This is a genomic window from Halobacillus naozhouensis (genome assembly GCF_029714185.1).
GTDB lineage: Bacteria > Bacillota > Bacilli > Bacillales > Halobacillaceae > Halobacillus_A > Halobacillus_A naozhouensis.
On record NZ_CP121671.1, the window covers coordinates 3,890,732 to 3,916,937 of the forward strand.

Genomic DNA, 26,206 nt, shown 5'->3' on the forward strand with positions numbered 1-26,206 from the left:
CCGCCGCTCCTCTTAAAGAGCAGCGGTTTCTTTTTTCATATAAAGCTCAACTGGTATCCCTGAAAGAATAGGACAATTATTATGAATAAAAATATCCAGTTCATGCATGGCTCGTGTGCAGGCCGTGTATAACATCAAATGGCCGCCTTCGAATTGATAACCTGGATTGGCGGCATTATAAACGACCACTCCATCAAACTCAATTCCTTTGGCCAAATACACTGGCAAGATGAGAACACCTTCTTGAAAGGATTGTGTTTCTTTATAAATTAACGCGGCGTCTAGTTCTTCCCCCACTAATTCATACGCTAACTTGCTTTCTTCTAGAGAATAACAAAGAATTGCAATCGTTTTATGACCCTCTTTTTGCCTACTACGAACGACATCGATGATTGCCTTTTTAGCTTCTGTGTTCCTTTCTGTCTTCCATACCCTCGGCAGCTGCCCATCTCGATTGAACGCTTCAATCTCCGCACCATCTTTCAATAGGCATTTTGTAAAATCAACAATAGGTTTTGTTGAACGATAACTCCTGGACAACTCCATTTTCGTTGCTTTTCCTTCATGGACCTGCTCATCTAGAATTGTCTTTTGCCCATGGTTATGCGAGTATATAGCCTGGTGTTTGTCGCCTAAAAGGGTGAACTGGGCATGCGGGAACAGCTCTTTTATATAAAGAAACTGAAAAATAGAGTAATCCTGGGCTTCATCCATAAATACATATCGGATCGAAGTATTTACTTTTTTCCCTTCCAGCTGGTCCTTTAAGTATAAATATGGAGTCTGGTCTTCCACTGGGAGGTAGCGCTGCTGCAAGTTTCGGAGGGTTCGATTGCATATTATCTCCCAGCTTTTCGGCAGCTTTTGATTTTGAATAGAGTAAGAATCATGAAACATTCCCCCGTAGACTTTCCTTATGTGAATAAACTGATAGTCCGCTACTTTCCTTCTTAGAGAATCAATTCTGCGTTTAACCACCCAGTTCCTAAGCAGCCATTCCTCTTTTTCAAAATCATCGAAGGTTTCCTCATCAAAATTGTGTCCGCGCTCAAGCTGTTGAAAGGCCTGATGGTATTCTTCCTTACTGAGCAGCCCTGCTTCTTCCTCCGCCCAATCCTTTGCTTGCTCTTCTTTCTCTATTCTCTTCAGTTCGCTGAACAGCCAGTCTTTTACGAGGTCTACTCTGTTTGCCATTTTCATTGATGGATCCAGCTGATAAAAATACTCTTTTATCTCCTCAGCGGTGATTACAACCTCTCCTCGGAACTTGAGATTTCTAAACTTCATGCCGTTTGTAGATAGCTGGGTCAAGTAGTGATCAATCATTTCTTTATAATAAACACTTGATTTAAAATCCACAGTCTCTTGATTATAGGGTCCAGCGCCGCTTGCTTTTGTAGCCAAAGAAGCCTCAAGTTGTTCAAACGGTGTCTGCAACGTAAATTCACTATCTAAACGTTTGGAAACATACTCCTGAAAAGTGGACTGCTGCATAGGCTCCTCGCCTAGTTCAGGCAGTACAGCAGCCACGTAACTGGAAAACATTTGGTTCGGGGAAAACAGTAGGATTTGATCTGCACCGATCTGCTTACGGTATCTATATAGTAAATAAGCCACCCTTTGCATGGCTGCTGAAGTCTTCCCGCTCCCAGCTACCCCTTGGACGAGCAGGAGGCGGCTGCTTTCATTTCTAATGATCGCATTCTGTTCTTTCTGTATCGTAGCTACGATACTTTTCATTTGAGAGCTTGCCCGGTCTCCCAGAACTTTCTGAAGTAAGGAATCCCCAATGGTAATCCCGGTATTAAACATCCCTGCTAACTGACTGTTCTCTATCACAAACTGCCTTTTCAATTCGATTTCGCCTTTGACCGTACCTGAGGGAGTAAGGTAATGAGCCGGACCAGGTTCAAAGTCATAGTACATACTTGAAACCGGTGCACGCCAGTCATAAACGAGAAAATACTCTTCTTTCTCATCCATTAGCGAAGAAACCCCTATATAGATCTGTTCCTCCCCTTCACCCTCTTCCTCAAAATCAATTCTCCCAAAATATGGAGACTTCTCCATACGCTCCAATAACTGCTTATTTTTATGATAGTGACCATGGCTTCTCTCTCGTTCTGACAAAAGTTCAGACTGCTGCTTAATGCTTGCATAAGTTTCTACAGCATCATCTACCTCATCGAAATTCACCGTCACATCATCCCAGAATTTCTTTCTAAGGTCGATAATATCCTCTTTAAGTGATGTTGTATTTAGCAGTAATTGTTCCTTCTTCGTTTCGATCACCTTGAGTACATCAGCAATTCTGCTTCGCTCGACACTCCACTCATTACCATCACGAGTCATAATACAATCTTCCTTCCGCAAAAAGTTGACAAACGCGTCAAAATCATTTAAAATTTAAATTGGGTATTTATATACTTAGTAAAATAACAAATTTAATAGTACCACACTTTTCAGTAGAAAACAATCTCTCAGACACCAGTGTGTGTCTTTTTTTATGTGATCCTATTGATACTGTGATATTATTTTTCTTATAACTATAGATAAGGAGTGACAGCATGCAAGTTGTTCATAATATTGCTGAATTAATCGGAAATACTCCGCTTGTAAAACTTAACCGCATTGTTCCAGAAGACGGTGCAGCCGTTTACTTGAAATTAGAGATGCAAAACCCCAGCGGCAGTGTAAAAGACAGAGCTGCTTACAATATGATCATCCAGGCTGAAGAAGACGGTTACCTGAAAGAAGGATCCACCATTATCGAGCCAACCAGCGGGAATACGGGAATTGGAATTGCCATGAACGCAGCTGCCCGCGGATATCGTTCTATTTTAGTGATGCCTGATACAATGACTCAGGAACGTATCAACCTATTAAAAGCTTATGGTGCAGAAATTGTTTTAACACCAGGAGACGATAAAATGCCTGGAGCGATTGCCAGGGCCAAAGAGCTTGTGGGAGAAATCGAAGGCGCCTTTATGCCTATGCAATTTGAAAATGAATCCAATCCTGATGCACACCGCCAGACAACAGCAACGGAGATCGTAGAAGCTCTTAATGAAATTGGTAAGCCTCTTTCTGCTTTTGTCTCCACAGCTGGAACTGGCGGGACCATAACTGGTACAGGGGAAGAGTTAAAGAAACATTATAACAACTTGACGATTCACGTTGCAGAGCCTTCCGGTTCCCCTGTACTTTCTGGGGGAGAACCCGGTAAACATAAGCTTGTTGGGACAAGCCCAGGTTTCATTCCTGACATCTTAAACGTAAACGTCATGGATGAAATTTTTCAAGTAACTGACGAGGATGCTTATGAAGTTACCCGGCGGCTAGCACGCGAAGAAGGACTTCTGCTGGGAACCTCAAGCGGCGCAGCTTGCTGGGCAGCACTTGAAGTTGCTAAAAGGAAGAATCCAGAAGATGTTATTGTAGTAATCGCACCTGATACAGGTGAACGTTACCTGTCAGGCGACCTTTTCCGCTATTAGCCGAAGTTCAAAGAGAGCCTCTCGCTTGCAGTGAGGCTCTCTTTTTACTTAACCTATAAGCGATATAAATCTCGAAACCGCAAATGCCAGCCCAAGTGATAGGACAGAACCCGACAGCCGAAAACAACCCCAAATAAAGTATATTTCTGCCACACGTTCCCCAAATCCACTAATTCAAGCCCGACAATGAAACCAACTGTCATTGCCCACACTCCATAAATTTCCTGGTGAAGAACCATAGGTCTTCTTTGGGCGAGTACATCTCTCGTCACACCTCCCCCAACGCCTGTTAATATCGCTGCAAAGATGATGCCCCCAAGCGGAAATTCCTGCTCAACGGCAAAAGCAGCACCTTGCAACGCAAAAGCCGATAGCCCTATAGCATCCAGATAAATGTTCCAACGGTCCCAGAACATCACCCAGCCTTTAGGGAAGAAGTAGACAATAACAATCGTGATAAAGGCGACATAAAACAGATAACCCTGCTCCCACACATGAACAACCGGAACATCCATGGCTATATTTCTAATAATTCCTCCGGCAAAAGGAGTGGCAATACCTAAAATAAACGTACCAAATATATCGTACCGCTCACTCAATGCCACAATCGCCCCACTAAAAGCAAACGCACTGACAGCTATAATTGTTAATATTTCAAAAGACACACGATCCCCCCTTTTCAACTTATTTCTCCTAATCCAAACACCTCTACATATCGATCATGACAGGATTACTTTTCTCCAGTTCAGGGTAAAAACTAATATCTTTGTTGCTAAATCAAAAAGCTGGACAAATATTAATTAGACAGCTTTATAATAGTGCCCTTACTAAAAGGTACCCCTGCTTCCTGAAATATTTTAATTGACGGGCTAATTTGTTGCAAACTGCCACAAGGACTTCAATTGCAACACTCGAATTATTATATAAATATAGAGATAGTGGGTGTAATTAATCATGAGAAATTGGCTGGTTCAACTCAGAAAAGAAAGAAACTTAACACAACAACAAGTAGCTAAAGGGGCTTTTATAGACCGGGCTTATTATGCTCAAATTGAAACAGGCTCAAGGAACCCCAGTATCGCAGTAGCTTCACAAATTGCAAGTTTTCTTCATGTAAATCCGTCGTTATTTTTTACTGAACATTTAAGCGAACCATTTAAACTCGCTCTCCTTCATTCCCCTATAATCGTGGCACATTGTGACCTTGAGTTAAGATACACCTGGATGTTCAACCCCAATCCAGAATTTGATACAAGAAGCATAATCGGAAAAAGAGATGATTATAAAGGGACAAACAAAGGGATTGTCGAACTTATGGAGTTAAAGCATAACATAATAGAAACAAAAGACAGACTTCGTAAGCGCATTCACTTCCCTCTATCTGACGAAGTAGTAGAGTACTATGTTTTTGGCCAGCCCCTATACGACAGGGAGGGCAGGATACTCGGAGCAGCTACAACTTCTACTGCACTATTACCATAAGCCAAGGGGGTACTATCTTGAATTTAGAGCAGTTACCTATACGTATACTTAAAGTAACCTATATTAGAGCTATTGAACTGGAGCTGGATGAAGAATTCATCGGTCTCATAGAGGATGAATTATCCAAAAGAGAATTTGAAAGAAAGGCTCGCATTGAAACAATTAAATAGTCTCCAAGCTCCTTGAATAAATATAACTTCGCGTGCCTTGGTTCTGAGGTCAGGATCACCTTCTTTTAAGGTGCCCGAAAACAAAGGTCATAGCAAGGATAGAAAGGCGAATGTTATTTCCCCTTTCCTAATTTTGTCCATCTTAATTGACAAATCTGTTATTACATAGTATTATTTATCTTGAATTCAAGATAAAATAAAGACCTTTTTACAACCTTTAGGAGGTGGTTGATGTGAATATAAAAGGAATCCACCATGTATCAGCCATTACAGCCAACGCGAAGAAAAATTATGATTTTTATACAAATGTTTTAGGCATGCGCCTCGTAAAAAAAACCGTAAATCAGGATGACAATTCAATGTATCACTTGTTTTACGCTGATGAAAAGGGGAGTCCCGGTACTGACTTAACCTTTTTTGAGATACCACGAGCTGGAACCACTTACTCTGGCACCCACAGTATCTCTACCACTTCATTAAGAGTAAAAGACGACAGGGCTCTAGAATATTGGAAAGAGCGCTTTGACCAGTTCGGAGTAGATCAAGACCCCATTAAAGAAGTGCTGAACAGGAAGACCTTGTCTTTCCGTGACCCCGAAGGTCAGCGGCTAACACTCGTTTCAGATGGAAATAATGAAGGTGTAGCACCTGGAGTAGCCTGGGACCAATCTCCAGTACCGCAGCAAGCAGGAATTAACGGACTAGGTCCTGTCCATTTAACCGTTGCAGATGCTGCTCCGACAGCAAATGTCCTGATTGATATCCTTGGATTCCGCAAAGTTGGAACTATCGATAATCGAATTGTATTCGAAACAGGAGAAGGCGGAACGGGAGCTGAAGTGCATGTCGAAGTTAATCCTGAATTGCCACGTGAACGTCCTGGGCGAGGCAGCGTACATCATGTAGCTTTCCGTGTCGAGGATGAAGCAGAGCTCGCCAAATGGGAAGATAAAATCAGAGGCGCCGGTTTTCCTAATTCAGGACTAGTGGATCGCTTTTATTTTAAATCATTATATTTTAGGGAGCCCAATCACATCCTGTTTGAGCTGGCAACAGATGGCCCAGGATTTGCTACAGATGAAGATGAAAATCATTTAGGTGAAAGCTTAGCTCTTCCTCCCTTTCTTGAGCATAAACGCCAGCAAATCGAATCAGAATTAGTTCCTCTTGATACTTCAAATAAACAAAACTAACATCAATTAAAGGAGCCTGTGATCCATCACTGTGGATCACAGGCTCCTCTTTATCTGACAAGTCTCAGAAAGATCGGGATAATCCTTCTCTATTTAAGTGTCTAAGCGATTTTTTACCCAGTTGACTAATCCACCTGATTCCATCATTTCCAGTTGACGTTCAGAAAGGGCATGTTCCGCTTTAATAGTCTTATCTTTACCTTTCACTGCCACATCAACTTCATTCCCTTTGTGGATCACTTTTCGAAGGTCTTTAAAGATTAATACATCTCCCTGCTCAAGATCTTCATAATCTTTTTCATTTACAAAGGTCAGTGGAAGAATACCAAAGTTTACTAAGTTTTGCCAGTGAATACGGGCAAAGTCCTTTACAATAGCAACTCTTAACCCGAGATAACGCGGAGCCAGCGCCGCATGTTCACGACTTGAGCCCTGACCATAATTAGTCCCGCCTACTATGATATGGCCGCCTTCTTCACGTTGTTTCATCGCCCTGTCGTAGTAGGTATCATCTACAATTTCATAGGTGAATTTGCTAATCTCAGGAAGGTTACTCCTAAATGGCAGTACTCTGGCTCCTCCCGCTAAAATTTCATCTGTAGAAATGTCGTCCCCTACTTTAAGTAAGACCGGCAATTCCAGCTCATTTGGAAGTTCATCCATCTTAGGTATAGAAGCAATATTCGGCCCCTTCACAAGTTCTTCCTTAGCAGATTCCTCTGGGGTTAACGGTTTATCAAGAAGCTGTGTATCGATAGTTGGTTTATCAAGTTCCTGGACTTTCGGAAAATCAAATCCAGCATTTCGAGGATCAGTAATTTTACCATTTAGCGCAGATACAGCAGCCGTTTCTGGACTACATAAGAACACACTATCCTCTTTTGTTCCGGAACGCCCCGGGAAGTTCCTAGGTGTAGTTCTTAAGCTATTTCTTCCGGTTGCCGGCGCCTGACCCATACCAATACACCCATTACATCCAGCCTGATGCAAACGAGCTCCTGCCTGCAGGAAGTTTGCGATATGACCTTGCTCAGACAAATCAATGAGCATTTGCCTGGAGGTCGGGTTTAAGTCAAAGGACAGCCCGTCAGCTATATGTTTGCCTTTTACGATCTTTGAAGCAATGGCAAAATCACGATATCCAGGGTTAGCTGATGAACCAATATAAGATTGGTAAATTGGTTCCCCTTCTACTTCCCTTACAGTGACCACATTACCAGGACTTGAAGGTTTCGCAATCATAGGTTCGAGTTCCGAAAGGTTAATTTCATCTTCAACATCGTACGCGGCATCATTATCAGCTTTTAACTCGATCCAGTCATCTTCCCGACCTTGCAGCTTCATATAACGCTTCGTCTCTTCATCGGATGGGAAAACAGTTCCCGTAGCTCCTAGCTCCGCCCCCATATTGGCAATAACGTGGCGGTCCATAGCTGTTAGGTTCTTGAGTCCTGGACCATAGTATTCAAACACATGATTGACTCCGCCCTTCACTCCGTGGCGTCTCAGCATTTCTAAGATCGCATCTTTAGCACTGACCCAATCCGGGAATTCCCCAGTTACTTTTACTCCCCAGACCTTAGGCATTTTCACATAAAAAGGCTCACCTGCAATGGCCATGGCAACATCAATACCGCCTGCCCCCATCGCAAGCATTCCCATACACCCATTCGCACACGTGTGACTGTCCGAACCGAGCAGCGTTTGCCCCGGCTTAGCGAGACGCTGCATATGGACCGGGTGACTTACCCCGTTTCCAGGGCGGCTAAAGTGGAGCCCAAATTTCTTTGCAGCACTTTCTAAGAACAAGTGATCATCAGGGTTTTTACTATCTTCCTGAATCAGGTTATGGTCAACATATTGAGCGGAAGCCTCCGTTTTCGCCCGATCAATTCCCATTGCCTCCAGTTCCAGCATAACCATCGTTCCTGTAGCATCTTGTGTTAGGGTCTGATCAATTTTTAACCCAATTTCCGCACCAGGTTTCATTTCACCTTCAACTAAATGATCTTTAATTAACTTTTGTGTGACATTATACCCCACACAGCACTCCTCCTTATTTTTACGATTCCCTAAAAAATTACCTATGTTTTTTATACCCTTTTCTACCTTAATTTACTCACTATTTCCGTTTATATCTCAATTAACAAAGAAAATCAGCATAAAAAAAGGATGAGATCTTTGATCTCATCCGCCATCGATATATTTTAAGGGGGGAGGATTAGTAAATTTAAATCAATAAACTCCTACATTATTCCAAGCTTGTGTAATAGCATTGGCAGCTTGCGTTCCATAAAGATCATTAGCAGATTGCTCTAAAGCTGCTTTAGCATAGGCGAAGTCACTGCTTGGAGTGAGATAAACAGTTAATGCTCGATAATAAATTTGCTCGGCTTGAGAAATACCTAAGTTATTAATGGTATAATATGCGGCTTTGTTCGGGATTCCACTATTAATATGAACACCGCCCCAATCGCCTTCACGCGTATTCGGCAAATCCTGATACTCATTCATATGATCAGGCTGATTATAAGCATTAGGGTTGGAAAGGGAGCGCAAGGCATCACCTGAGCGACCAGGCGTATATACATCTTCACCCATCAACCAATCTTCCGAGTCTACAAAGAACCCAAACACATCAGAAAATGATTCATTCAAAGCACCAGATTGATTTTCATAAATCAACCCGGCCGTTGTATCTGTTACAGCATGTGTCAGCTCATGTGCCACAACGTCATCTGCCCCAGAGAGATACGTAAATGTTGTACCATCTCCGTCACCATAGATCATTTGATTGCCTGTCCAGGCTGCGTTATTGTAGTTTGAACCATAATGTACAGTGGAACGGATATCAGCACCTTGGTTGTCATAACTTATCCGGCCGAAATTGTTATAGTAATAATCAAATACTTCACCCGCATAATAATGGGCATCAACAGCAGCTTTTTGCTGTTCACTATAAAAAGTATTTCCAGAATCCGTTACATAATTCCCTGGCAAGTATTGACCCTGATTAGCAGTAAATGTTTCAATCACACCATTCATCGGCTTTGTAGTATCAAACAAATAATACGTGTTATTTGTATAATAAGTATTTAAAGATTTAGTATCACCAAGAACACCGGTGCCTGTCCCTGTTGCTTCCTTTACAACGTTGGACGCCTTAATCACATCGCCGGACTCTGCATTAACATACAACTGCCAGTTCGCAGGATATGGCTGAGAGAATTGTAGCTCTACATGATACGCCAATTGGTATTTACCATTTTCATGATAGACAACTAGATTACTAGCTTCCGTTAAGGTCTCAAACGTTTCTCCCTTTGCTGTTTGCTTTACTTTATCTGCTTCATCTTTATCTACATCAATATGTTCCCATGCTATTTTAACAGCTTCTTTTTTCTTCACTTGACGATGCTGTCTTAGCTTTTCCGGGGCGTCTTCATGAAATTCACCATTCACCGATGTTACTGTTCCATTCTCGTCCGTATGTACAATGACTTTAGAATTAGCTACAGGGATATTTTCTACCATTGGCTGGTATGTATAGTGTGTCATACCCAGGTCATCCTTCTTCGCCTTAATAAACTTTAAGTCTTTATTAAGGTTGATTCCAAATTTCTCTGCATTCTCTTTAAAGAATTGCTGCACAGCTTTCTCTGACACGACTTTAGCTGCATCGAAGTTCTTTTTTACAAAATGAGGAGCATTAGTCTTGGCTTCTTGCAGTGCAGAATTAGCAGATCCAGCTGATTCCGCATGTACAAACGCGCCACCAGACACTAAACTAGAACCTATGACAACAGACGCCATTAATGACTTCCACTTCATCAAATTCCTCCTTTTTCTCGAGTACATTACCAATATAACACAATTTTCTGTCACCTGGTTTGTGAAAGTTAGGGCAATATACCCCACTTAAAGGCATGAAATTTGAACGACTTGGGAAACCTATCAATATAGTTGAAATATACTAATCGAACGTGTATTCTGAAAATAGATTTGAAAGAGCAAACCTTCTGACAAATCTTCAGTTGATCAACTAGGTGTGTGTGGAAAATGGAATATGGTAAAGTGCTTCGTTTTCACAGAGTTAAACAGGGTTTAACTCAAAACCAGCTGGCTGAAGGCATTATTTCATCAGCTTATCTTTCAAAAATTGAGAACGATCAAACAGTTCCAGCTGTTGAAGTTCTTGAATTGCTTTACGAAAGACTTGGCCTCGACTTTTCTGATTCTTCCTATAGTCATCCTTCGAAGGAGAAGCTAAAGGAATGGTATGAATCGATTGTATTCAAGCGTAAAGAGGATGCAGAGCTGCTCATGAATGAATTGCTCCAGCAAAAAGAAACGCTAGCTAACCATCATTTATATATTTTCTTTGAGCTGTACCGCATTCGATACCTTCTGTTGGAAAATGAGGTGGAGAAGGCTTATGAGGCTTGGGAAAATATCCGTCAGCATAAAGATACTTTTGATGACGAAATGAATTTCTATTTCCATTTGGTTTCTGGGCTAATGAAGTATTATAAGAGTAAGTACGATGATTCCTATCAGGATTTAATAGAAGCCAAAAATTATAGCTCGTCTTTGGAATTAGAAGATTGGCAGCAGAGCGATCTTTATTACTTACTTGCATTAAGTGCTGGTCAAGCTAATTACATATCGGCATCCATTTTCTATACAGGACTGGCTCTTGAAATCTATCAGAGCCATTATGACTTAGCAAAGAGTGCCGATTGCCATATTATTCAAGGGATAAGTTTTAGTCGATTAAGGAACTATTCAAAGTCTCTCGAAAATTTCGATCTCGCCCGGAAGATTGCCACTCAAACCAATAATCGTGTTCAACTCAAGCTCGTTTACATTAATATAGGAGTTTTAGAATCCAGGCTTGAAAATCACGAGGCATCAATATCTAGTTACAAGAAGAGTTTAGAATATGTTGACGAAAAAAACACTGCATTAGACACTTTTGAATTTCTAAATATTATTCATGGGTTAATTACTCAACATTATAAATTAAATGATGAAAAAGGGTGCATAAAATGGATCAATGAGGGAGAAAGACAACTTATTTCCTACCCATCAAAACCTCATGAGTTACACTTTAAAATTTACAAATTTATTATGACTAAAAATGAAGATATTCAGGAGCTATTAGAAAATGAAATAATCCCATATTTTCAGGAAAAAAGAGATCATACATACACGATTAGATATGCAATGTTCTTAGCTGATCTCCTTGAAAAGCAACGAATGTATAAAAAGTCTTCATCTTACCTTAGGTTAGCAATTCAATTGTTAAATAAACACTCTCACTTGGGAGGAGGGATAAGTTTATGAAAAAGTTATTAGCAGTCATAGCGCTAACAGGCTTATTAGTATCAGCTGCTGCTCCAGTACTTCATGATAGTGCTGTAGAAACATTTCCAAGGCCTTTAGTTATGGACCAAGTTTAGTCTATCATTTTTTCATGTAGTTAATGTATTTAATGAACACCCCTAATCCTATACCTATATATTGACCCTCTATCCTATGGTAGAGGGTATTTTTTACGAAAGGGAGTCACCCATATGTTTATAGTCGGCATTGACCTGTCTGGACCTGCCAATCATAAAGACACAGCTGTTGCCGTGTTTCAAAGTGACGAACATAGCTTGCATCTCGATCAGTTGCTGACGTCCGCTTCTGATGACGACATCCTTACGCTCATTACCCATTTGTCTGAAAGAAATCGGGTTCATGTTGGCATTGATGCTCCTCTTTCTTATCAAGATGGCGGCGGGGATCGTCCCCTTGACAAAAGGCTGCGCCAATTCACGAAAGAACTTGGAATGAAACCAGGTTCAATTATGCCTCCAACTCTAACAAAAATGATCTACCTGACCGCTAGAGGAATGAAAATTGCCTCCATGTTAACGCGTATCCCAAATGTTGAAGTAATTGAAGTCCATCCAGGAGCATCCCTAGCCGCTAGAGTTCCTCAAGATAAGGCTAAAAAGCACATCGTTCAATATAAAAATTCTTCTGATAGTTTAGAGTGGATTGCAGATTGGATGATTTCATTTGGTTTGAGTGGAATCCGGTCAGACCTTCTAAAAACCAGTCACCTAGTTGATGCATGTGCTGCCGCTATTGCTGCGTGGGACTACGGACATCCCAAGCGTAATTCGTATTGGATGTATGATTCTGTTCCGCCTCACCATCCGTGTCCCTTTTCATGTTAAAAAGAGCTTTGTCCAATAATTGGAACAAAGCTCTTGATAAGGAGTTATGCTTTTGCAGTTTCTTTATGCTTGATCCACGCATCATATCCTCCTGCAACATTGATCACGTTTTTAAATCCATTCGCTTGAAGAACACTTGCGGCAACTGCAGAGCGTGCTCCGGATTTGCAGTGAACGATAGGAGTCTTGCTAGATGGGATTTCATCCAATCGGTTTGGCAGTGTCCCGAGCATAATATGGATTGCGTCACCGATGTGTCCTTCCTCCCATTCAGATTGATTACGGACATCAATTATGACATACTCCCCACTACTTTGCTTGTCTTCAAGCTCTTCAACTGTAATAGTTTTATACCCTTCTAAATCAGTAACTTGATCCATTTCTTCAGTTGGCAGATAACCTGTTAAGCGATCAAAACCAATAGATTGAAGCGTTCTTCTTATTTCAGGGGCTTCATCCTTACTCGCTATAATTACCGCATCTTGATTATAATGAAGCAGCCATCCTGCCCAGTTAACAAAGGACTTGTTAAAAGGGATATTGATAGATCCCTGCAGATGGCCTTCAGCGAACTTCTCTTTAGAGCGAGTATCCACTATGGAACCATTCAGCTGGCTTATTTCTTGCAGCTTTATCTCGGGGAGATTCTGGTCTTCGGCTAATACAGCCGGCCCCTCCTTATTCAGCCTTTTCATGATAGGAAAATAGGCAGGCGGTTCAGGTTGACCGGCTATTAACAAGTCGACAAACTCGTCCTCATTCTCCACTTCCATCGCCCAATTTGTCTGCTTTTCATAGCCTATGGTAGAAGAAGGAACAGCTCCTAGTGATTTTCCGCAAGCACTCCCTGCACCATGCCCTGGCCACACTTGAACGAAGTCCGGTAATTTTTTAAAGCGTGCTAAAGATTGATACATTGCTTTAGCTCCAATGTTCGCTGTTCCGGCAGCTCCTACTGACTTCTCAAGCAAGTCCGGGCGACCGACATCTCCTACAAACACAAAGTCCCCCGTGAAGATCCCCATAGGAACAGAAGCCCCTCCACCTTCATCTGTTAACAAAAACGATAGGCTTTCAGGCGTATGTCCTGGTGTGTGAAGCACATCTAAACGTACCCCTCCTAAGTACAATTGATCCCCATCCTTAAGCCATTCGTGACTTACTTTTTTTCCAAAGTTGTACTTCCACTCTTCATCTCCTTCGTTTGAAAGGTACAACGAAGCACCTGTTTCATGTACTAACTCTCTGGAGCCAGAAAGAAAGTCTGCATGGATATGAGTTTCCGTCACCTTTGTTATGCGTAAGCCTTTTTTGCGGGCAGCTTCTAAATATGGCTGAATATTTCTGGCCGGGTCGATCACAATGGCTTCTCCTGTTTTTTGACAGCCTGCCATGTACGAATTTTGCGCTAAGTTTTCATCAAAAAAAGTTTGAATATACATGTTTATTCCCCCGTTTATTGTACTAATTCTCCCTTTATAAGGATTACACTTTTTGTGGAATAATCCTGCCTGAAATGAAAAGAACCACACCTGGTGTGGTGTGATCCTTAAGATTCTCTAAAGTAAGCTCTCAATGTTTCAATAGGTGTATGAGCTTCCAGCGGGCCATAAATCAATTCGGCATTTGTAATATAATTAATCTCTTCTGCATCGATAGCTTCATACTCTAACCCGTCTGCAGCTTCCTCCACCATAGCCTTAACCTGATTCATCATGCCTAAAATCTGGCGGTTTGTCGTTTTTGTATAGACAAACTGCTCAGCAGCTTCTAACATGTGGTCTGCAATTTCTTTCTCTATTTTCAAAAGTTGAAATAATTGGTTTAAGGATCCTTTAATAACATTTTCTATATTATCAAATTGTTGCTTTCTAAGTCCAAACAATGTCAGATTCAAACCCGTTCTATTATTTATCAGCATCAAGCATTTGCGTCTATTTATGGTAATCACATTTGCATGCCATTGATAAATATCCGAGACGTCTTGATATTGTTCGGGATTTGCTAATTCATTATCCAGCTCCTTGGCCAGCTTTTGTGTTGCCCCGATAACAAACATATTCATCCCACCTCAACTATCTATTCTTCCCCTAGTGTAACAGGTTAACCCTTTCCACACTATTGATATCCTTTCACTTACAGCTGTTGCACAATTATAAAAAACCGCAACCCCTTCAGGAGGTTACGGCTATTCACCCTTTATTTTGTTCGACGGGCAAAGTCGACAAACTGAAATTTGTCAGGTCTGTGTCTGGATTCAGTGTATTGAAATAAAGTGGCATCAGCCAAATAAACATAGCTTCGAATCACAACGACCTGAGCATGGCCGTCCAAGTCTAAGTGCAGCTTATCTTCTTCCGTTACACCTTCAACCACAATTTCTTTTTTTGCAAAACTAATATCCAGTTCGAGCTTATTTTCAATATAATCGTAAATTGAATGTTCTGCGATCGACTTTGTCAGCTCAGGTACAATGTCTTCAAGTATATAATCCTTATCTAAGATAATGCGCTCTCCATCGATATCTCTTGTGCGGGAAATTTTCCAAACTCTTTTATCTTTTGAGCAATTCAGCATCGACCGCAATTGGTTATTCGCTGTTTCTAAAATTAATTCATGAACATGAGTTTTAACGGTCTGACCAAGTTGATTGGATAGCTCCTTGAAACTTGTCAATCCCGAAACGGGAAATTCAAATTTACTATGATCGAGGATGACGGAGCCCTTTCCTCTCACTTTTTGAATATAGCCATTTTGGGACAGCAAGTTTAAAGCTTTTCGAATCGTCTCCCTCGAGGTCTCAAATCTTAGCGCCAATTCATTTTCCGAGGGCAGCGTATCCCCAGCTGTATACTCCCCCTGTCGAAGGGCCTGTACTAGATCGTTGTATATAACAATAAATTTATTTTTCATGTGCTATCACCGCTCTTTATCATATCAATTCGAGCGAATATGGTAAACGATTGACTCATAAGGTCTGAGCTCGATATGACGATAGTCTTCTGGAGAGTCAGAATAGTTGCTAATTAACTGTTCACCAGACCCCTGCAGCTCGACATGATCAGGAAGCTTGAATGTTGCTGTTTTGCCATAGAAATTGTTCACCACAAGTAAGTTCTCGTTCTCCCAATTTCTTAGATAGGCAAAAATTTGCTGATCGTCAGGCAGCAGCACCTGATAATCTCCATGTGTTATGATCGGATAATTTTTTCTAAGCTTAATAAGTTTCTGGTAATGATCGAAAATGGATAAGCCTTTTTGCATGACTGCGTCTGCATTTATTTGCTGATAGTTATCAGCTACCGGGATCCATGGTGTGCCTTCAGTAAACCCTGCATGTGGCTCATCATTCCACTGAACAGGTGTACGGGAATTATCACGGGATTTTTGTTTCAAAATTTCCATGATTTCTGGTTCGCTCACACCTTTTTCCCTTAACATCTCATAAGCATTTAATGATTCTACATCGCGATATTGCTCGATGGAGTCGAAACCGGGATTGGTCATTCCGAACTCTTCACCTTGATAAATATAAGGAGTCCCCTGCATCATGTGAATCGTTGTGGCTAACATTTTTCCGGATTCGTCAGGATAGTTTACATCATCTCCAAACCTTGATACTACCCGCGGCTGGTCATGATTACACCAGAACAACGCATTCCACCCGTTGCCTTCGTTCATTTTCTCCTGCCATGTGGAGAGAATTTGTTTTAATTCGATAAAGTCGAACGGAGCTTTCGTCCATTTTTCGCCATTTGGATAATCAACTTTTAAATGGTGAAAGTTAAAAGTCATGCTTAGCTCTTCTCTCTCAGGCGCTGTGTAACGAATGCAATGACCAATTGTTGTCGACGACATTTCGCCAACCGTCATAAGATCATAAGGAGCGAACACTTCCTGATGCATCTCATGCATGAATTCATGAGCTCTAGGACCGTCTGTGTAAAACTTGCGGCCATCTCCGGGCGCAACACTTCCATCATCTTTTGGGAAGGTTTGATCTTTTGAAATCAAGTTGATGACGTCTAATCGAAAGCCATCGACACCTTTTTCTCCCCAAAAACGCATCATTTCATAGATTTTTTCACGAACTTCAGGGTTCTCCCAGTTTAAGTCAGCCTGTGTTACATCAAATAGATGGAGATAATACTGATTCGTTTGCTCATCGTATCCCCATGCATTTCCTCCAAACTTAGACTGCCAATTAGTCGGAGGACCTCCATCAACAGGATCTTTCCAGATGTAATAATCACGGTATGGGTTGTCCTTCGATTCCTTCGACTCCTGAAACCACCTATGCTCTGTTGACGTGTGATTCACAACGATGTCCATAATCAGTTTCATGCCACGTTTGTGGGTTTCTTCAAGTAAACGCTCAAAGTCCGACATGGTCCCGTATTCTTCATGAATGTCGTAGTAATCGCTAATATCATAGCCGTTATCGTTCTGTGGCGATTTATACATAGGGGTCAGCCATAGGACATCGACCCCGAGTGTATTTAAATAATCCAGCTTTTCGATAATACCTTGAATGTCGCCTACTCCATTTCCGGTCGTATCGTTGAAGCTCTTTGGATAAATTTGATAGACGACGGCTTGTTTCCACCAAGGTTGTTGTTCTTCTGTCATATGAGCACCACCGTTTTTGTAAAAATTGTCTTACACGTCACGTTTACGTTTGGCATATAGGAATGTTCCCAGGAAAGGAAGTACAATCACGATAACCATTCCAATCGCAAACTCAAGCCAGTACTGGGCAACAATAGAGAATATTCCAGGAATACCTCCTACACCGATTGAGCTTGCTACAACCCCGGATGCTGAGATATAAAGTCCAGCAATGGCAGAAGATGTAATAGCAATAATGAATGGGTATTTAAAGCGCAAGTTTACACCGAATAAGGCAGGTTCTGTTATTCCGAGATAGGCTGAGATCCCTGATGAAAGTCCAAGACCTTTTAATTTCTCATCTTTAGAAGCTGCCATAATAGCTAGAGCGGCTGAACCTTGTGCAATGTTTGACAGGGCAAGCATCGGCCATAAGAAAGTTGTTCCTGTGCTTCCGATCAGTTGAATATCAACCGCTAAGAATGTGTGGTGCATGCCGGTAATAACCATTACCCCATATAAAGCACCATAAATTAATCCGCCTAATGCTGCAAAATTATCAAATATAGATACTAATCCGTCTGTTATTGCATTTCCGATACCGAATGTGATTGGACCAATAATAATAAAGGTTAAGAAACCAGTTACAAGTAAAGCTACAGGTCCAACGACCAACAGTTGAATACTTTCGGGAACTCGTTTACGCAAAAATAATTCAATTTTCGTTAAGACATAAGAAGCTACTAGTACGGGCAGAACCTGACCTTGATAGCCAATCTTCTCAACGGTTAATCCAAATAAATCCCAAGTGGGAACAGTACCTTCTTTAACTGCTTGTCCATAAGACCATGCATTCAGTAATTCCGGGTTTACGAGGACAAGACCCATAACTATACCGAGAATCGGACTACCTCCGAATTTCTTAACTGCGGACCAACCAATCAGTCCGGGCAAGAAAGCAAAGGCCGTGTTGGCGATGACGATAATCATGTTCGCGATCCCCGACCACTGCGGGTAGACGTCTATAATAGATTGATCATCAAAGAAAATACCCGGGGCAGTCAAAATGTTATTAATACCTAGAAGCAGCCCAGCAGTCACGATTGCCGGTAAAATAGGAATGAAAATATCTGCCAGCGTTTTAACAGCGCGCTGCAGCCAGTTCATGTTTCCTTTTGATGCTTCTTTCACCTCGTCTTTTGAGGCCTCCCCAATATCCGCCAATTGGATTAATTCTTTATATACCTTATCTACTGTTCCTTGACCGACAACAATTTGAAACTGGCCGTTGGTTGAAAAAGAACCTTTTACAGACTCTAATTGATTTAGCCTCTCTTTATCAACGATATCTTCATCATGCAGGGCTAAACGAAGCCGTGTCACACAATGTGTACCAGCCGATAGGTTCTCTTTACCGCCAATTGCTTCTAGTATTTGCTCGGCCTGTTGTTTGTGATTCATACGATTCCCTCCTATTTGTTGTTAACTGTCAGCAATTCTGTTTCTCCTGCTGATGCTTGATGATTCGATGTTAACTCAATATCAAATTCATCACTATTTGTCACAATAATGGGTGTAACTATACTCTTTGCTTTTTCTTCCACTAGGCTCTTGTCAAACTTTATCAAACGGTCTCCTGCTTTTACTTTATCTCCCTGTTTTACAAAAGCTTCAAACCCTTCCCCGTCCATGCTGACGGTTTCTAAACCGATATGAATAAGTATCTCCGCACCCGTTTTCGTCTTCAGCCCGACAGCGTGCTTCGTTGGGAAAAGTTGAACAATTTCACCCTCTGCCGGGCTTACAACCGTCCCGCCGATTGGTTCAACTGCTATTCCTTGGCCCATCATTTTTTCTGCAAAAACTGGGTCTGGTACATCCTCAAGCGGGACTACCCTCCCATTTACTGGTGCAACCAGGACGACTGATTTCTCTTTATTTCCAAAAAGTTTTTTGAACATATAGGGTTCCTCCTTAAACGCTTACATTTAAAATAATATAGACATGTATATACATAATTCGACTTTATTATAATTTGTATATACATGTTTTGCAACCGTTTTAATTTGCCAATACTTTTTATGCCCCATCCATTTGGAGTGTTATTTCTTTATATTTGGAAGTTATTATGCTATAAAAATATTTAGGGTATCGAAATATTTGGGGAAGAAGGGATCCGCTATCCTAACACAGGAACAACGTGCAAGGCGTAACTTATGGATCATGTGGTTCGCCAACTTTTTCATAGCTGGCAGTATTACGATGGTTTTACCGTTCTTATCTTTATACATTGATGAACTAGGCGACTTCTCCAGCTCATTCGTACAAACATGGTCAGGACTTGTATTCGGAATTACCTTTGTTACGGCTTTTATTTTTTCACCAATTTGGGGGCGAATTGGCGATAAATATGGAAGACGCAACATCTTGATCATCTCTGCAACAGGGCTTGCTTTGTCCGTATTATTGATGGGGTTCGCAACAACAGTTTGGCAGCTGTTCCTGCTCCGACTGTTCATGGGAATTTTCACTGGGTTCATACCGATGTCTCAAGCGTTAATTGCCACTCAGACACCGAAGCGCATTGCCGGGCAAGTGCTTGGCACCCTGCAAACCGGGAGTATTACGGGAAGCTTGCTTGGCCCGATGCTTGGCGGCTTTATTGCAGACTCCATTGGATATGGTACAACGTTTCAATTTGTATCGATAACTGTTTTTCTATCTGCCTTCATTGTGTTCTTCGGGATTCATGAACAAAAGGTGGAGAAAGAAGATGAGGATGAAAAGTCGAGCTACTCTTCTCGGGAAGTTATTCAGCACATCGTGAAACAGCCAGTACTTCTGATGGTGATGATTATTTCAATGTTTGTGCAGATTGCCCATTTCAGCATTCAGCCGATCCTATCACTTTACGTTGGGGAATTGCATGGGCCGGCGAACTTGGCCTTATTTTCCGGAATTGCCTTTTCGGCAGCTGGTCTCGGAAATTTGTTAATGGCCAAGCGCTGGGGGCGTCTTGCCGATCGAATGGGTTACGTGAAAATCCTTGTTTTCCTATTATTTATGGCAGGGATTGTTTATATCCCCGCAGCGTTTGTAACGAATATCTGGCAGCTCGTAGCGTTACGTTTCTTGCTCGGTGTTTCCATTGGCGGAATCATCCCTGTTCGAACAGCATATATTCGTCAGGAGGCTCCCTTGGCTATGCAAGGTGAAGTGCTCGGTTACAATACAAGTCTTCGCTTTTTAGGAAATATTATTGGACCGGCAATGGGTGGTATGTTGTCAGGGATCTATGGATTTTCGGCAGTGTTTTTCGTGACGAGCGGATTACTGATTTTGTGCGGAGCGGTTATGTTTTTGACCATGCACAAAAACTCTGAATCGGTTCGGCACGCTCATTCTGTCTAAAAGGCAGACTTGTCCCTTTTTAATAAAGAGGAACTGCAGTCTGTATTCTATTCATCAGCTAAAGAATATTTTGCTTGTTGAACGTAACTTGAATGAATTGCAGAAATTTAGATAACTTGCTCATAATTGCATGGAAAATTCAGCAATTGTATATTTCGCTCCTCCAAACCCTGTGTTAAGATAGGTGTATATACACACAGGAGGCGGTAAACCGATGAATCGCGCACTTATTGTGATCGATTATACGATTGATTTTGTCGCAAAAGAAGGCGCACTTACGTGTGGGGAACCTGGCAGGAACATAGAAGACTCTCTCGTACGCCTTACTGAGATGTTTATAAAGAGCGAGGATTATGTCGTGCTGGCAGTTGATGTGCATGAAGAAAGCGACCCTTATCATCCAGAGACAGACTTGTTTCCGCCCCACAATATTCGCGGGACAGAAGGAAGGCGTTTATATGGTGACTTGATGTCCTTATTTGATGATAACCGTTCTTCCGTTTATTTCATGGATAAAACGCGTTATAGTGCTTTCCATGCCACAGACTTAGATATGAAACTCCGTGATCGGGGGATCAACGAAATTCACTTAGCTGGAGTTTGCACAGATATTTGTGTCCTCCATACAGCTGTGGATGCTTATAATTTAGGATATCAGATCGTCGTGCACAAAGATGCGGCAGCTAGCTTTAATAAGCATGGTCATGAGTGGGCTTTGGAGCATTTTAAGCAGGTACTTGGGGCATCAGTTGTATAATATATCATACTTAGAGGCACCTTTAATGCAAAGGTGCTCTTTTTTATGAGCGCTTTGGTACATGAATATACCTTTCCAAGTGAAGAGAAGTGGTTAGTTGAATTTTACGTTAAAATCGAATATGATGGTGTATGGACATTTTATGTTTTTTATTATAATGCTTGATCTATATATAGGAGGAATCACCAATGAGCTCAAAAGATTACCGAGTTCTATTATATTACAAGTATGTTGACCTGCCTGACTATGAGGAATATTGTGCAAACCATTTGAAGTACTGCAAAGATCTAGGTCTGCGCGGCCGAATCATTGTCGCTCCCGAGGGAATCAACGGAACGGTTTCCGGCACAGTGGAGCAGGTAGAACAGTATATGGAGTATGTCCGCTCAGACGAACGTTTTACAGACATTCATTTTAAAATTGACGAACACGAAGGACATGCGTTTAAGAAAATGCATTGCCGTGTCAAGCCTGAGCTTGTTAACTGGAGCATTGATAATGATGATATTGATCCGAAAAAATTCGGCGGCCAACATCTGAAGCCGAAGGAATTTTATGAAATGCTTCAAGATGAAGAGACGGTTGTGATTGACGGGCGTAATGAATATGAGTACCGCATCGGTCATTTCCGTAATGCGATTCAACCTGAGGTAGAGCACTCTCGCGAATTTCCAAAGTGGATCGCGGAGAATGCCGACCAGTGGAAGGATAAAAAAGTTCTCACCTACTGCACCGGCGGGATTCGCTGTGAGAAGTTAACAGGTATTTTGAAGAAAAACGGTGTTGAGGACGTCTATCAGCTTGAAGGCGGCATTAATACGTATGGAAAAGATCCGGAAGTTAAAGGACAGCTTTTTGACGGGAAAATGTATGTATTTGATGAGCGTATTTCCGTACCTATTAATCAGGTAGAGGAAAAAGTCGTTGCTGAGTGTGAACACTGCGGAAAAACTGAAGATCGCATGATTAATTGTAGCAACCCTGTATGTAATCGTCAGTTTGTGTGCTGTGCTGAGTGTGAAGAAGAACATCATGCTGCTTGTACAACTGAGTGTAGAGAACACCCTGAGAATCGCTGGGATGTTGTCCGTAAGAAGCAAATAGATAAATATGATCGTATCGAAAACTAATTGTGATAGAAAAGGCCTTGCTCATTAAGCAAAGGCCTTTTGTTTTGTCGCTTGAATCGATATGGTTATCCAGAATATGGATGACCTGAGGTGGAATTATTTTCTATATGGACATATCCTTCGATTGTAGTGAGCTTTTGGTTCTCGAAATAGATTCCGGATTCGTCTGCAATGCCGTAGCCGAACCCAACATCGGTATGAGTGATCACCTTTTTCAATTGATCTTGTTCTTTCCACTTCAGGTAATGGGCTGATAAGACACCATCCATGAGTAAGCCCAGTCCTCGTTGGTATAAGGTAATCTCTTTAGGATTATCCTTTGGTGAGATCACACAATTCTCTGGCGAAATTAGGGCTCCTGCTGAGAACCCCGCAACAGGTACCCCTTTCTGAAATTGATCTTGAATGACCTCAGCCACCTCTGTTTCCACAATATAGTTATAGTAGGCTAATGTATCCCCACCACCAATTATAATCCCACTGGAGTCTCTCAATTGGTTTAGTTGTTCCTTTGTATAGGAAGCTTCTATTGGCAGCGAGAAAATTTCTAGCTCTGGAGCATAGTCCCGTAGAGTTAGTGAATATTTGGGGAGGTACTCTTCGGAACCTTCCCGTTCTATGTATAAAAGAGCTATAGTTCCCTTCTTGTCTCTTAGTGTTTCTGCAAAACGGTTAGCCAATAGTTCGGTCATAGGTGGACTGCCGCCAAACAAAAACAAATGAGTATCTGTCACTTCAAAAACCTCCAATTATTTCCACCCCAGGTCCTCCAGAATCTGGATGACCTGGGGGAGGAAGTTTATACCATGTCTACTTGTTTTCGTATTTACGGTGGGCGGCATGGTTGGTTGAGCCAATTCCGCGGTTAAAGGATAAAGCGTGACGGATGGCACTGGTTACGAATGACTTAGCTGTTGTGACAGCTTCCTCTACCGTTTTTCCTTTTGCAAGCTCTGCAGTGATTGCTGCTGAATAGGTACAGCCTGCCCCACTTGTATGAATCGTATCAATGCGCTCTGATCCATAACGTCTCAAGGTGCTTCCATCATACAGAATATCGATGGCGTGATGGTTAGTAAGCGAACCGCCTTTAAGGAGCACGTATTTGGGACCAAGCTCGTAAAGATTCCGGGCGGCCTCCTCCATTTCTTCCGGCGACTCTGGTGCAGGCTCATCTAAAATTCGCGCTGCTTCTTGCAAATTGGGTGTGATAATTGTTGCGAGGGGCAGCAGGTGCTCGATCAGCGTTTCGATGGCCTCATCCTGGAGCAGCTGTGACCCCATTTTCCCAATCATAACTGGGTCGACCACGACCTCTTTTACCGAAGAAGCAGCGATCAGCTCACTTGTCTGTTTGATAATGGGTTCGGTGAAAAGCATGCCGGTTTTCAGTGCATTGGGTCCGACGTGCTCCATAGAAGCATAAATCTGTGCTTCTATGGCTTCGAGGGGCTGGGTGAAAATACCTTGTTCGGTTGTTGAGTTGTTGGCAACGATGGCTGTGATCGCGCTCATGCCATAAACTCCTAGTTCTTGGAAGGTTTTTAGGTCGGCTTGGATGCCGGCGCTTCCCTGTGCTGCTGATCCTGCGATCGTTAGTGTTCGTGGTATACTCATAGTTAGGCCTCCGCTCATTACAATTCGTCTACTTGAATTGTAACAAATCCTGAACAGGTGAGGCTATTGGTATGAGATGGGTGATGGAATTGAAACCTTTTACAGAAAAAGTGATAGCGATTATTATGGAAATTCCCGAGGGACGCGTGATGACGTACGGACAAATCGCTCGTGTCGCCGGAAGTCCGCGTGCGGCGAGACAAGTTGTCCGGGTACTTCATTCCATGAGCAGAAAATATCATTTGCCATGGCACAGAGTCATCAATTCCAAGGGAGAAATTGCAATTCAAGATGAAGAATCAGCAATGGAGCAGCAGCTTTCCCTTGAAAGCGAAGGCGTTGTCGTTATTAATAAAGTAGTCGACTTAACTACATATCAACACAGAATTGAAAGGAAATGATTGTAAGACCTGAGGTGGGAGTTTATGGATGAACCGAGGAAGAGGAGGGGTTTGGGTTGAGGCGTTTTCCGGAGTTATCATGGTCGCTTTCGCGGCATAAGACGATGCTGACGTGTCTGCGTAAGTATGCTTATGATTATTATGTCTCTCATAATGGTTGGCTATCTGGTGGCGATTCATTGTCCCGGCAAGCTTATCGTCTAAAGAAGATCACGAATCTTGAGATGCATTTTGGCAGTATTGTCCACGATTTAATCTACCAAATCATACAAAATGTGTTGTATGATAAGGAGATTCCTAGTCAGGAATCGGTCGTGGATGAAGTCCGCCATTATTTGAATAAAGGATTTATTGAATCGATACGTAAAGAGCATCTATGGAATAACAGGCCAAAACATTATACGATGCTTCATGAAATCTATTATAGTCAGACAAACACACTTCCCGAAGCTAAAACTAAGAAAATAACTGACCGCCTTCATACTACAGTGAAAAATTTCTTTGCGAGCCAGTCCTTCGCGGACGTCCTCAACAAAGAAAATATGCGATTTATAGAATCAGAGAAATTCAGATTTATGAAAGTAGATGGTATAAAAATCTTCGTTGTAATGGACTTAGTTTACAAGGATTTACAACAAGGAAGATGGGTGATTGTCGATTGGAAAACAGGTAAATCCTCTGATGAAGACCGAAATCAGCTGGCTCTTTATGCTCTTTATTTACAGCAAAAATATGCTATTGAATCATTAGATGAAATCATAATTCGAAATGAATATTTATTAGAGGGCACTCATGTAGAGCACCAACTAACGACCCATGATCTCGTTAATGTTCAACGCCTCTACCAGATCAGCATGGAACAAATGAAGAATTATCTGCTGGATTCCAATCAAAACCAGCCTTTGCCTATTGATCAATTCCCAATGCAGGATAACCCGCGTATTTGCGCCCATTGTAACTATCAAGAACTATGCTTTCCTTCCGGCTCATAGAATGTTTGAACAAACCCGGGAACGGAAAAACTTAGTGTAGGATTAATAAAAGGAGATGTTCAGAAGTTATGAAAGTACTTGTGGCAGGAGCAAATGGAACAACAGGACGTTTACTAATACAGTATTTAAAAGATGGCGGCCATGAGCCGTATGGCATGGTACGTAAAGAAGAGCAAAAAGCAATGATTGAAGAATTAGGGGGGACTCCCGTCCTTGCGGATTTAACTAAAGATGTAGGTCATGCTCTCAAAGGAATGGATGCTGTTATATTTGCAGCTGGTTCCGGCTCAAGCACTGGATCAGACCAAACCACAGCGGTTGATCGTGATGGTGCTATCAACCTGATTAAAGCAACGGAAAATCTTGGTGTTAAGAAATTCATAATGCTTAGTGCCATTTCTGCAGATGATCCAAGTCAGGGATCAGGCCCTATGGAGCATTACTTGAGAATGAAACTTGAGGCTGATGAATACTTGGAAGGCACAGAACTAGACTATACGATCGTTCGCCCAGGCGGTTTGACCAACGAAGATAGTACCAGCAAAATTAAAGTTGGTAAGAAAGTCGACCGTGATTCTATTACAAGGGCAGATGTAGCTAAAACGATGATTGCAGCTCTTCAGGAACCGAATGCGTACCATAAAACATTTGAGATGGTTCAAGGTGAAACGCAAATCGAAGACGCTTTGAAAAGTCTATAAATCAACAACAAAACAGC

The 26,206-nt window shown here is 41.8% G+C and carries 24 protein-coding genes; 12 read left to right on the top strand and 12 right to left on the bottom strand.

Annotated elements, in window-relative coordinates; genetic code table 11:
* Positions 1-12: 12 nt before the first annotated feature.
* The gene (helD, locus tag P9989_RS19890; protein ID WP_283076581.1) at positions 13-2,352 is read right to left on the bottom strand and encodes an RNA polymerase recycling motor HelD; all 2,340 of its coding nucleotides are present in this window, start codon (positions 2,350-2,352) and stop codon (positions 13-15) included.
* 215 nt (positions 2,353-2,567) lie between these two features.
* Here helD and cysK point away from each other — a divergent pair, with 215 nt between their 5' ends.
* On the top strand, positions 2,568-3,497 hold the full coding sequence (gene cysK, locus P9989_RS19895) for a cysteine synthase A (RefSeq protein WP_283076582.1): 930 nt from the start codon (positions 2,568-2,570) through the stop codon (positions 3,495-3,497).
* Between the two features lie 53 nt (positions 3,498-3,550).
* Here the strand turns inward: cysK and P9989_RS19900 are convergent, their stop codons facing one another.
* Positions 3,551-4,162: a trimeric intracellular cation channel family protein gene (locus tag P9989_RS19900; protein WP_283076583.1), complete on the bottom strand. Its 612-nt coding sequence runs from the start codon at positions 4,160-4,162 to the stop codon at positions 3,551-3,553.
* Between the two features lie 289 nt (positions 4,163-4,451).
* Between P9989_RS19900 and P9989_RS19905 the strand changes: the two genes are divergently transcribed.
* From P9989_RS19905 to P9989_RS19915, 3 genes are all read left to right on the top strand, one after another.
* Positions 4,452-4,979, top strand: a complete 528-nt coding sequence (locus P9989_RS19905) for a helix-turn-helix domain-containing protein (protein ID WP_283076584.1) — start codon at positions 4,452-4,454, stop codon at positions 4,977-4,979.
* Positions 4,980-4,996: 17 nt separating this feature from the next.
* Positions 4,997-5,149, top strand: a complete 153-nt coding sequence (sda, locus tag P9989_RS19910; protein ID WP_283076585.1) for a sporulation histidine kinase inhibitor Sda — start codon at positions 4,997-4,999, stop codon at positions 5,147-5,149.
* 233 nt (positions 5,150-5,382) lie between these two features.
* Positions 5,383-6,342 carry a ring-cleaving dioxygenase gene (locus P9989_RS19915; RefSeq protein WP_283076586.1) on the top strand — a complete coding sequence of 320 codons (960 nt, stop codon included), beginning with the start codon at positions 5,383-5,385 and terminating at the stop codon, positions 6,340-6,342.
* 93 nt (positions 6,343-6,435) lie between these two features.
* Here the strand turns inward: P9989_RS19915 and P9989_RS19920 are convergent, their stop codons facing one another.
* Both P9989_RS19920 and P9989_RS19925 read right to left on the bottom strand, forming a co-directional pair.
* Positions 6,436-8,385 (bottom strand): aconitate hydratase, encoded by a 1,950-nt coding sequence (locus P9989_RS19920; RefSeq protein WP_283076587.1) that lies wholly within the window; start codon positions 8,383-8,385, stop codon positions 6,436-6,438.
* Between the two features lie 192 nt (positions 8,386-8,577).
* Positions 8,578-10,173 carry a M4 family metallopeptidase gene (locus P9989_RS19925; RefSeq protein WP_283076588.1) on the bottom strand — a complete coding sequence of 532 codons (1,596 nt, stop codon included), beginning with the start codon at positions 10,171-10,173 and terminating at the stop codon, positions 8,578-8,580.
* 228 nt (positions 10,174-10,401) lie between these two features.
* On the opposite strand from P9989_RS19925, the gene P9989_RS19930 reads away from it, so the two are divergent.
* Positions 10,402-11,688, top strand: coding sequence for a helix-turn-helix domain-containing protein (locus P9989_RS19930; RefSeq protein WP_283076589.1), 1,287 nt, complete (start codon positions 10,402-10,404; stop codon positions 11,686-11,688).
* Positions 11,689-11,918: 230 nt separating this feature from the next.
* Positions 11,919-12,572, top strand: coding sequence for a DUF429 domain-containing protein (locus tag P9989_RS19935; protein ID WP_283076590.1), 654 nt, complete (start codon positions 11,919-11,921; stop codon positions 12,570-12,572).
* Between the two features lie 44 nt (positions 12,573-12,616).
* Here P9989_RS19935 and P9989_RS19940 read toward each other — a convergent pair whose 3' ends face one another.
* The 6 genes from P9989_RS19940 to P9989_RS19965 all read right to left on the bottom strand — a co-directional run bounded on the left by P9989_RS19940 (position 12,617) and on the right by P9989_RS19965 (position 19,141).
* On the bottom strand, positions 12,617-14,014 hold the full coding sequence (locus P9989_RS19940) for an MBL fold metallo-hydrolase (protein ID WP_283076591.1): 1,398 nt from the start codon (positions 14,012-14,014) through the stop codon (positions 12,617-12,619).
* A gap of 107 nt (positions 14,015-14,121) precedes the next feature.
* Positions 14,122-14,631, bottom strand: coding sequence for a DUF6933 domain-containing protein (locus tag P9989_RS19945; RefSeq protein ID WP_283076592.1), 510 nt, complete (start codon positions 14,629-14,631; stop codon positions 14,122-14,124).
* A gap of 140 nt (positions 14,632-14,771) precedes the next feature.
* The gene (gene treR / locus P9989_RS19950; protein ID WP_283076593.1) at positions 14,772-15,485 is read right to left on the bottom strand and encodes a trehalose operon repressor; all 714 of its coding nucleotides are present in this window, start codon (positions 15,483-15,485) and stop codon (positions 14,772-14,774) included.
* Positions 15,486-15,509: 24 nt separating this feature from the next.
* Positions 15,510-17,201 carry an alpha,alpha-phosphotrehalase gene (gene treC / locus P9989_RS19955; RefSeq protein ID WP_283076594.1) on the bottom strand — a complete coding sequence of 564 codons (1,692 nt, stop codon included), beginning with the start codon at positions 17,199-17,201 and terminating at the stop codon, positions 15,510-15,512.
* A gap of 30 nt (positions 17,202-17,231) precedes the next feature.
* Positions 17,232-18,641, bottom strand: coding sequence for a PTS system trehalose-specific EIIBC component (gene treP / locus P9989_RS19960; protein WP_283076595.1), 1,410 nt, complete (start codon positions 18,639-18,641; stop codon positions 17,232-17,234).
* A gap of 11 nt (positions 18,642-18,652) precedes the next feature.
* The gene (locus tag P9989_RS19965) at positions 18,653-19,141 is read right to left on the bottom strand and encodes a PTS sugar transporter subunit IIA (protein ID WP_283076596.1); all 489 of its coding nucleotides are present in this window, start codon (positions 19,139-19,141) and stop codon (positions 18,653-18,655) included.
* A 262-nt stretch (positions 19,142-19,403) separates the two neighbouring features.
* On the opposite strand from P9989_RS19965, the gene P9989_RS19970 reads away from it, so the two are divergent.
* The 3 genes from P9989_RS19970 to trhO all read left to right on the top strand — a co-directional run bounded on the left by P9989_RS19970 (position 19,404) and on the right by trhO (position 22,478).
* Positions 19,404-20,591, top strand: a complete 1,188-nt coding sequence (locus tag P9989_RS19970; protein WP_283078991.1) for an MFS transporter — start codon at positions 19,404-19,406, stop codon at positions 20,589-20,591.
* Between the two features lie 214 nt (positions 20,592-20,805).
* Positions 20,806-21,348, top strand: a complete 543-nt coding sequence (locus P9989_RS19975; RefSeq protein ID WP_283076597.1) for a cysteine hydrolase family protein — start codon at positions 20,806-20,808, stop codon at positions 21,346-21,348.
* A gap of 188 nt (positions 21,349-21,536) precedes the next feature.
* The gene (trhO, locus tag P9989_RS19980) at positions 21,537-22,478 is read left to right on the top strand and encodes an oxygen-dependent tRNA uridine(34) hydroxylase TrhO (protein WP_283076598.1); all 942 of its coding nucleotides are present in this window, start codon (positions 21,537-21,539) and stop codon (positions 22,476-22,478) included.
* A gap of 65 nt (positions 22,479-22,543) precedes the next feature.
* On the opposite strand, the gene P9989_RS19985 is transcribed toward trhO, so the two are convergent.
* Both P9989_RS19985 and thiD read right to left on the bottom strand, forming a co-directional pair.
* Entirely contained in the window at positions 22,544-23,212 is a 669-nt protein-coding gene (locus P9989_RS19985) for a Type 1 glutamine amidotransferase-like domain-containing protein (RefSeq protein WP_283076599.1), read from the bottom strand.
* A 76-nt stretch (positions 23,213-23,288) separates the two neighbouring features.
* Entirely contained in the window at positions 23,289-24,095 is an 807-nt protein-coding gene (gene thiD, locus P9989_RS19990) for a bifunctional hydroxymethylpyrimidine kinase/phosphomethylpyrimidine kinase (protein WP_283076600.1), read from the bottom strand.
* 89 nt (positions 24,096-24,184) lie between these two features.
* On the opposite strand from thiD, the gene P9989_RS19995 reads away from it, so the two are divergent.
* The 3 genes from P9989_RS19995 (at position 24,185) to P9989_RS20005 (ending at position 26,189) form a co-directional block, all read left to right on the top strand.
* On the top strand, positions 24,185-24,496 hold the full coding sequence (locus P9989_RS19995) for an MGMT family protein (protein WP_283078992.1): 312 nt from the start codon (positions 24,185-24,187) through the stop codon (positions 24,494-24,496).
* 56 nt (positions 24,497-24,552) lie between these two features.
* Positions 24,553-25,488: a PD-(D/E)XK nuclease family protein gene (locus P9989_RS20000; protein ID WP_283076601.1), complete on the top strand. Its 936-nt coding sequence runs from the start codon at positions 24,553-24,555 to the stop codon at positions 25,486-25,488.
* 68 nt (positions 25,489-25,556) lie between these two features.
* Positions 25,557-26,189, top strand: a complete 633-nt coding sequence (locus P9989_RS20005) for an SDR family oxidoreductase (protein WP_283076602.1) — start codon at positions 25,557-25,559, stop codon at positions 26,187-26,189.
* Positions 26,190-26,206 lie beyond the last annotated feature (17 nt).

What these genes read in the sequence shown, in the direction of transcription:
- helD (WP_283076581.1), bottom strand. Translation starts at nt 2,352, where the DNA reads ATGACTCGTGATGGTAATGAGTGGAGTGTCGAGCGAAGCAGAATTGCT.
- cysK (WP_283076582.1), top strand. Translation starts at nt 2,568, where the DNA reads ATGCAAGTTGTTCATAATATTGCTGAATTAATCGGAAATACTCCGCTT.
- P9989_RS19905 (WP_283076584.1), top strand. Translation starts at nt 4,452, where the DNA reads ATGAGAAATTGGCTGGTTCAACTCAGAAAAGAAAGAAACTTAACACAA.
- P9989_RS19925 (WP_283076588.1), bottom strand. Translation starts at nt 10,173, where the DNA reads ATGAAGTGGAAGTCATTAATGGCGTCTGTTGTCATAGGTTCTAGTTTA.
- P9989_RS19930 (WP_283076589.1), top strand. Translation starts at nt 10,402, where the DNA reads ATGGAATATGGTAAAGTGCTTCGTTTTCACAGAGTTAAACAGGGTTTA.
- P9989_RS19935 (WP_283076590.1), top strand. Translation starts at nt 11,919, where the DNA reads ATGTTTATAGTCGGCATTGACCTGTCTGGACCTGCCAATCATAAAGAC.
- P9989_RS19940 (WP_283076591.1), bottom strand. Translation starts at nt 14,014, where the DNA reads ATGTATATTCAAACTTTTTTTGATGAAAACTTAGCGCAAAATTCGTAC.
- P9989_RS19945 (WP_283076592.1), bottom strand. Translation starts at nt 14,631, where the DNA reads ATGTTTGTTATCGGGGCAACACAAAAGCTGGCCAAGGAGCTGGATAAT.
- treR (WP_283076593.1), bottom strand. Translation starts at nt 15,485, where the DNA reads ATGAAAAATAAATTTATTGTTATATACAACGATCTAGTACAGGCCCTT.
- treC (WP_283076594.1), bottom strand. Translation starts at nt 17,201, where the DNA reads ATGACAGAAGAACAACAACCTTGGTGGAAACAAGCCGTCGTCTATCAA.
- treP (WP_283076595.1), bottom strand. Translation starts at nt 18,641, where the DNA reads ATGAATCACAAACAACAGGCCGAGCAAATACTAGAAGCAATTGGCGGT.
- P9989_RS19965 (WP_283076596.1), bottom strand. Translation starts at nt 19,141, where the DNA reads ATGTTCAAAAAACTTTTTGGAAATAAAGAGAAATCAGTCGTCCTGGTT.
- P9989_RS19970 (WP_283078991.1), top strand. Translation starts at nt 19,404, where the DNA reads ATGTGGTTCGCCAACTTTTTCATAGCTGGCAGTATTACGATGGTTTTA.
- P9989_RS19975 (WP_283076597.1), top strand. Translation starts at nt 20,806, where the DNA reads ATGAATCGCGCACTTATTGTGATCGATTATACGATTGATTTTGTCGCA.
- trhO (WP_283076598.1), top strand. Translation starts at nt 21,537, where the DNA reads ATGAGCTCAAAAGATTACCGAGTTCTATTATATTACAAGTATGTTGAC.
- thiD (WP_283076600.1), bottom strand. Translation starts at nt 24,095, where the DNA reads ATGAGTATACCACGAACACTAACGATCGCAGGATCAGCAGCACAGGGA.
- P9989_RS20005 (WP_283076602.1), top strand. Translation starts at nt 25,557, where the DNA reads ATGAAAGTACTTGTGGCAGGAGCAAATGGAACAACAGGACGTTTACTA.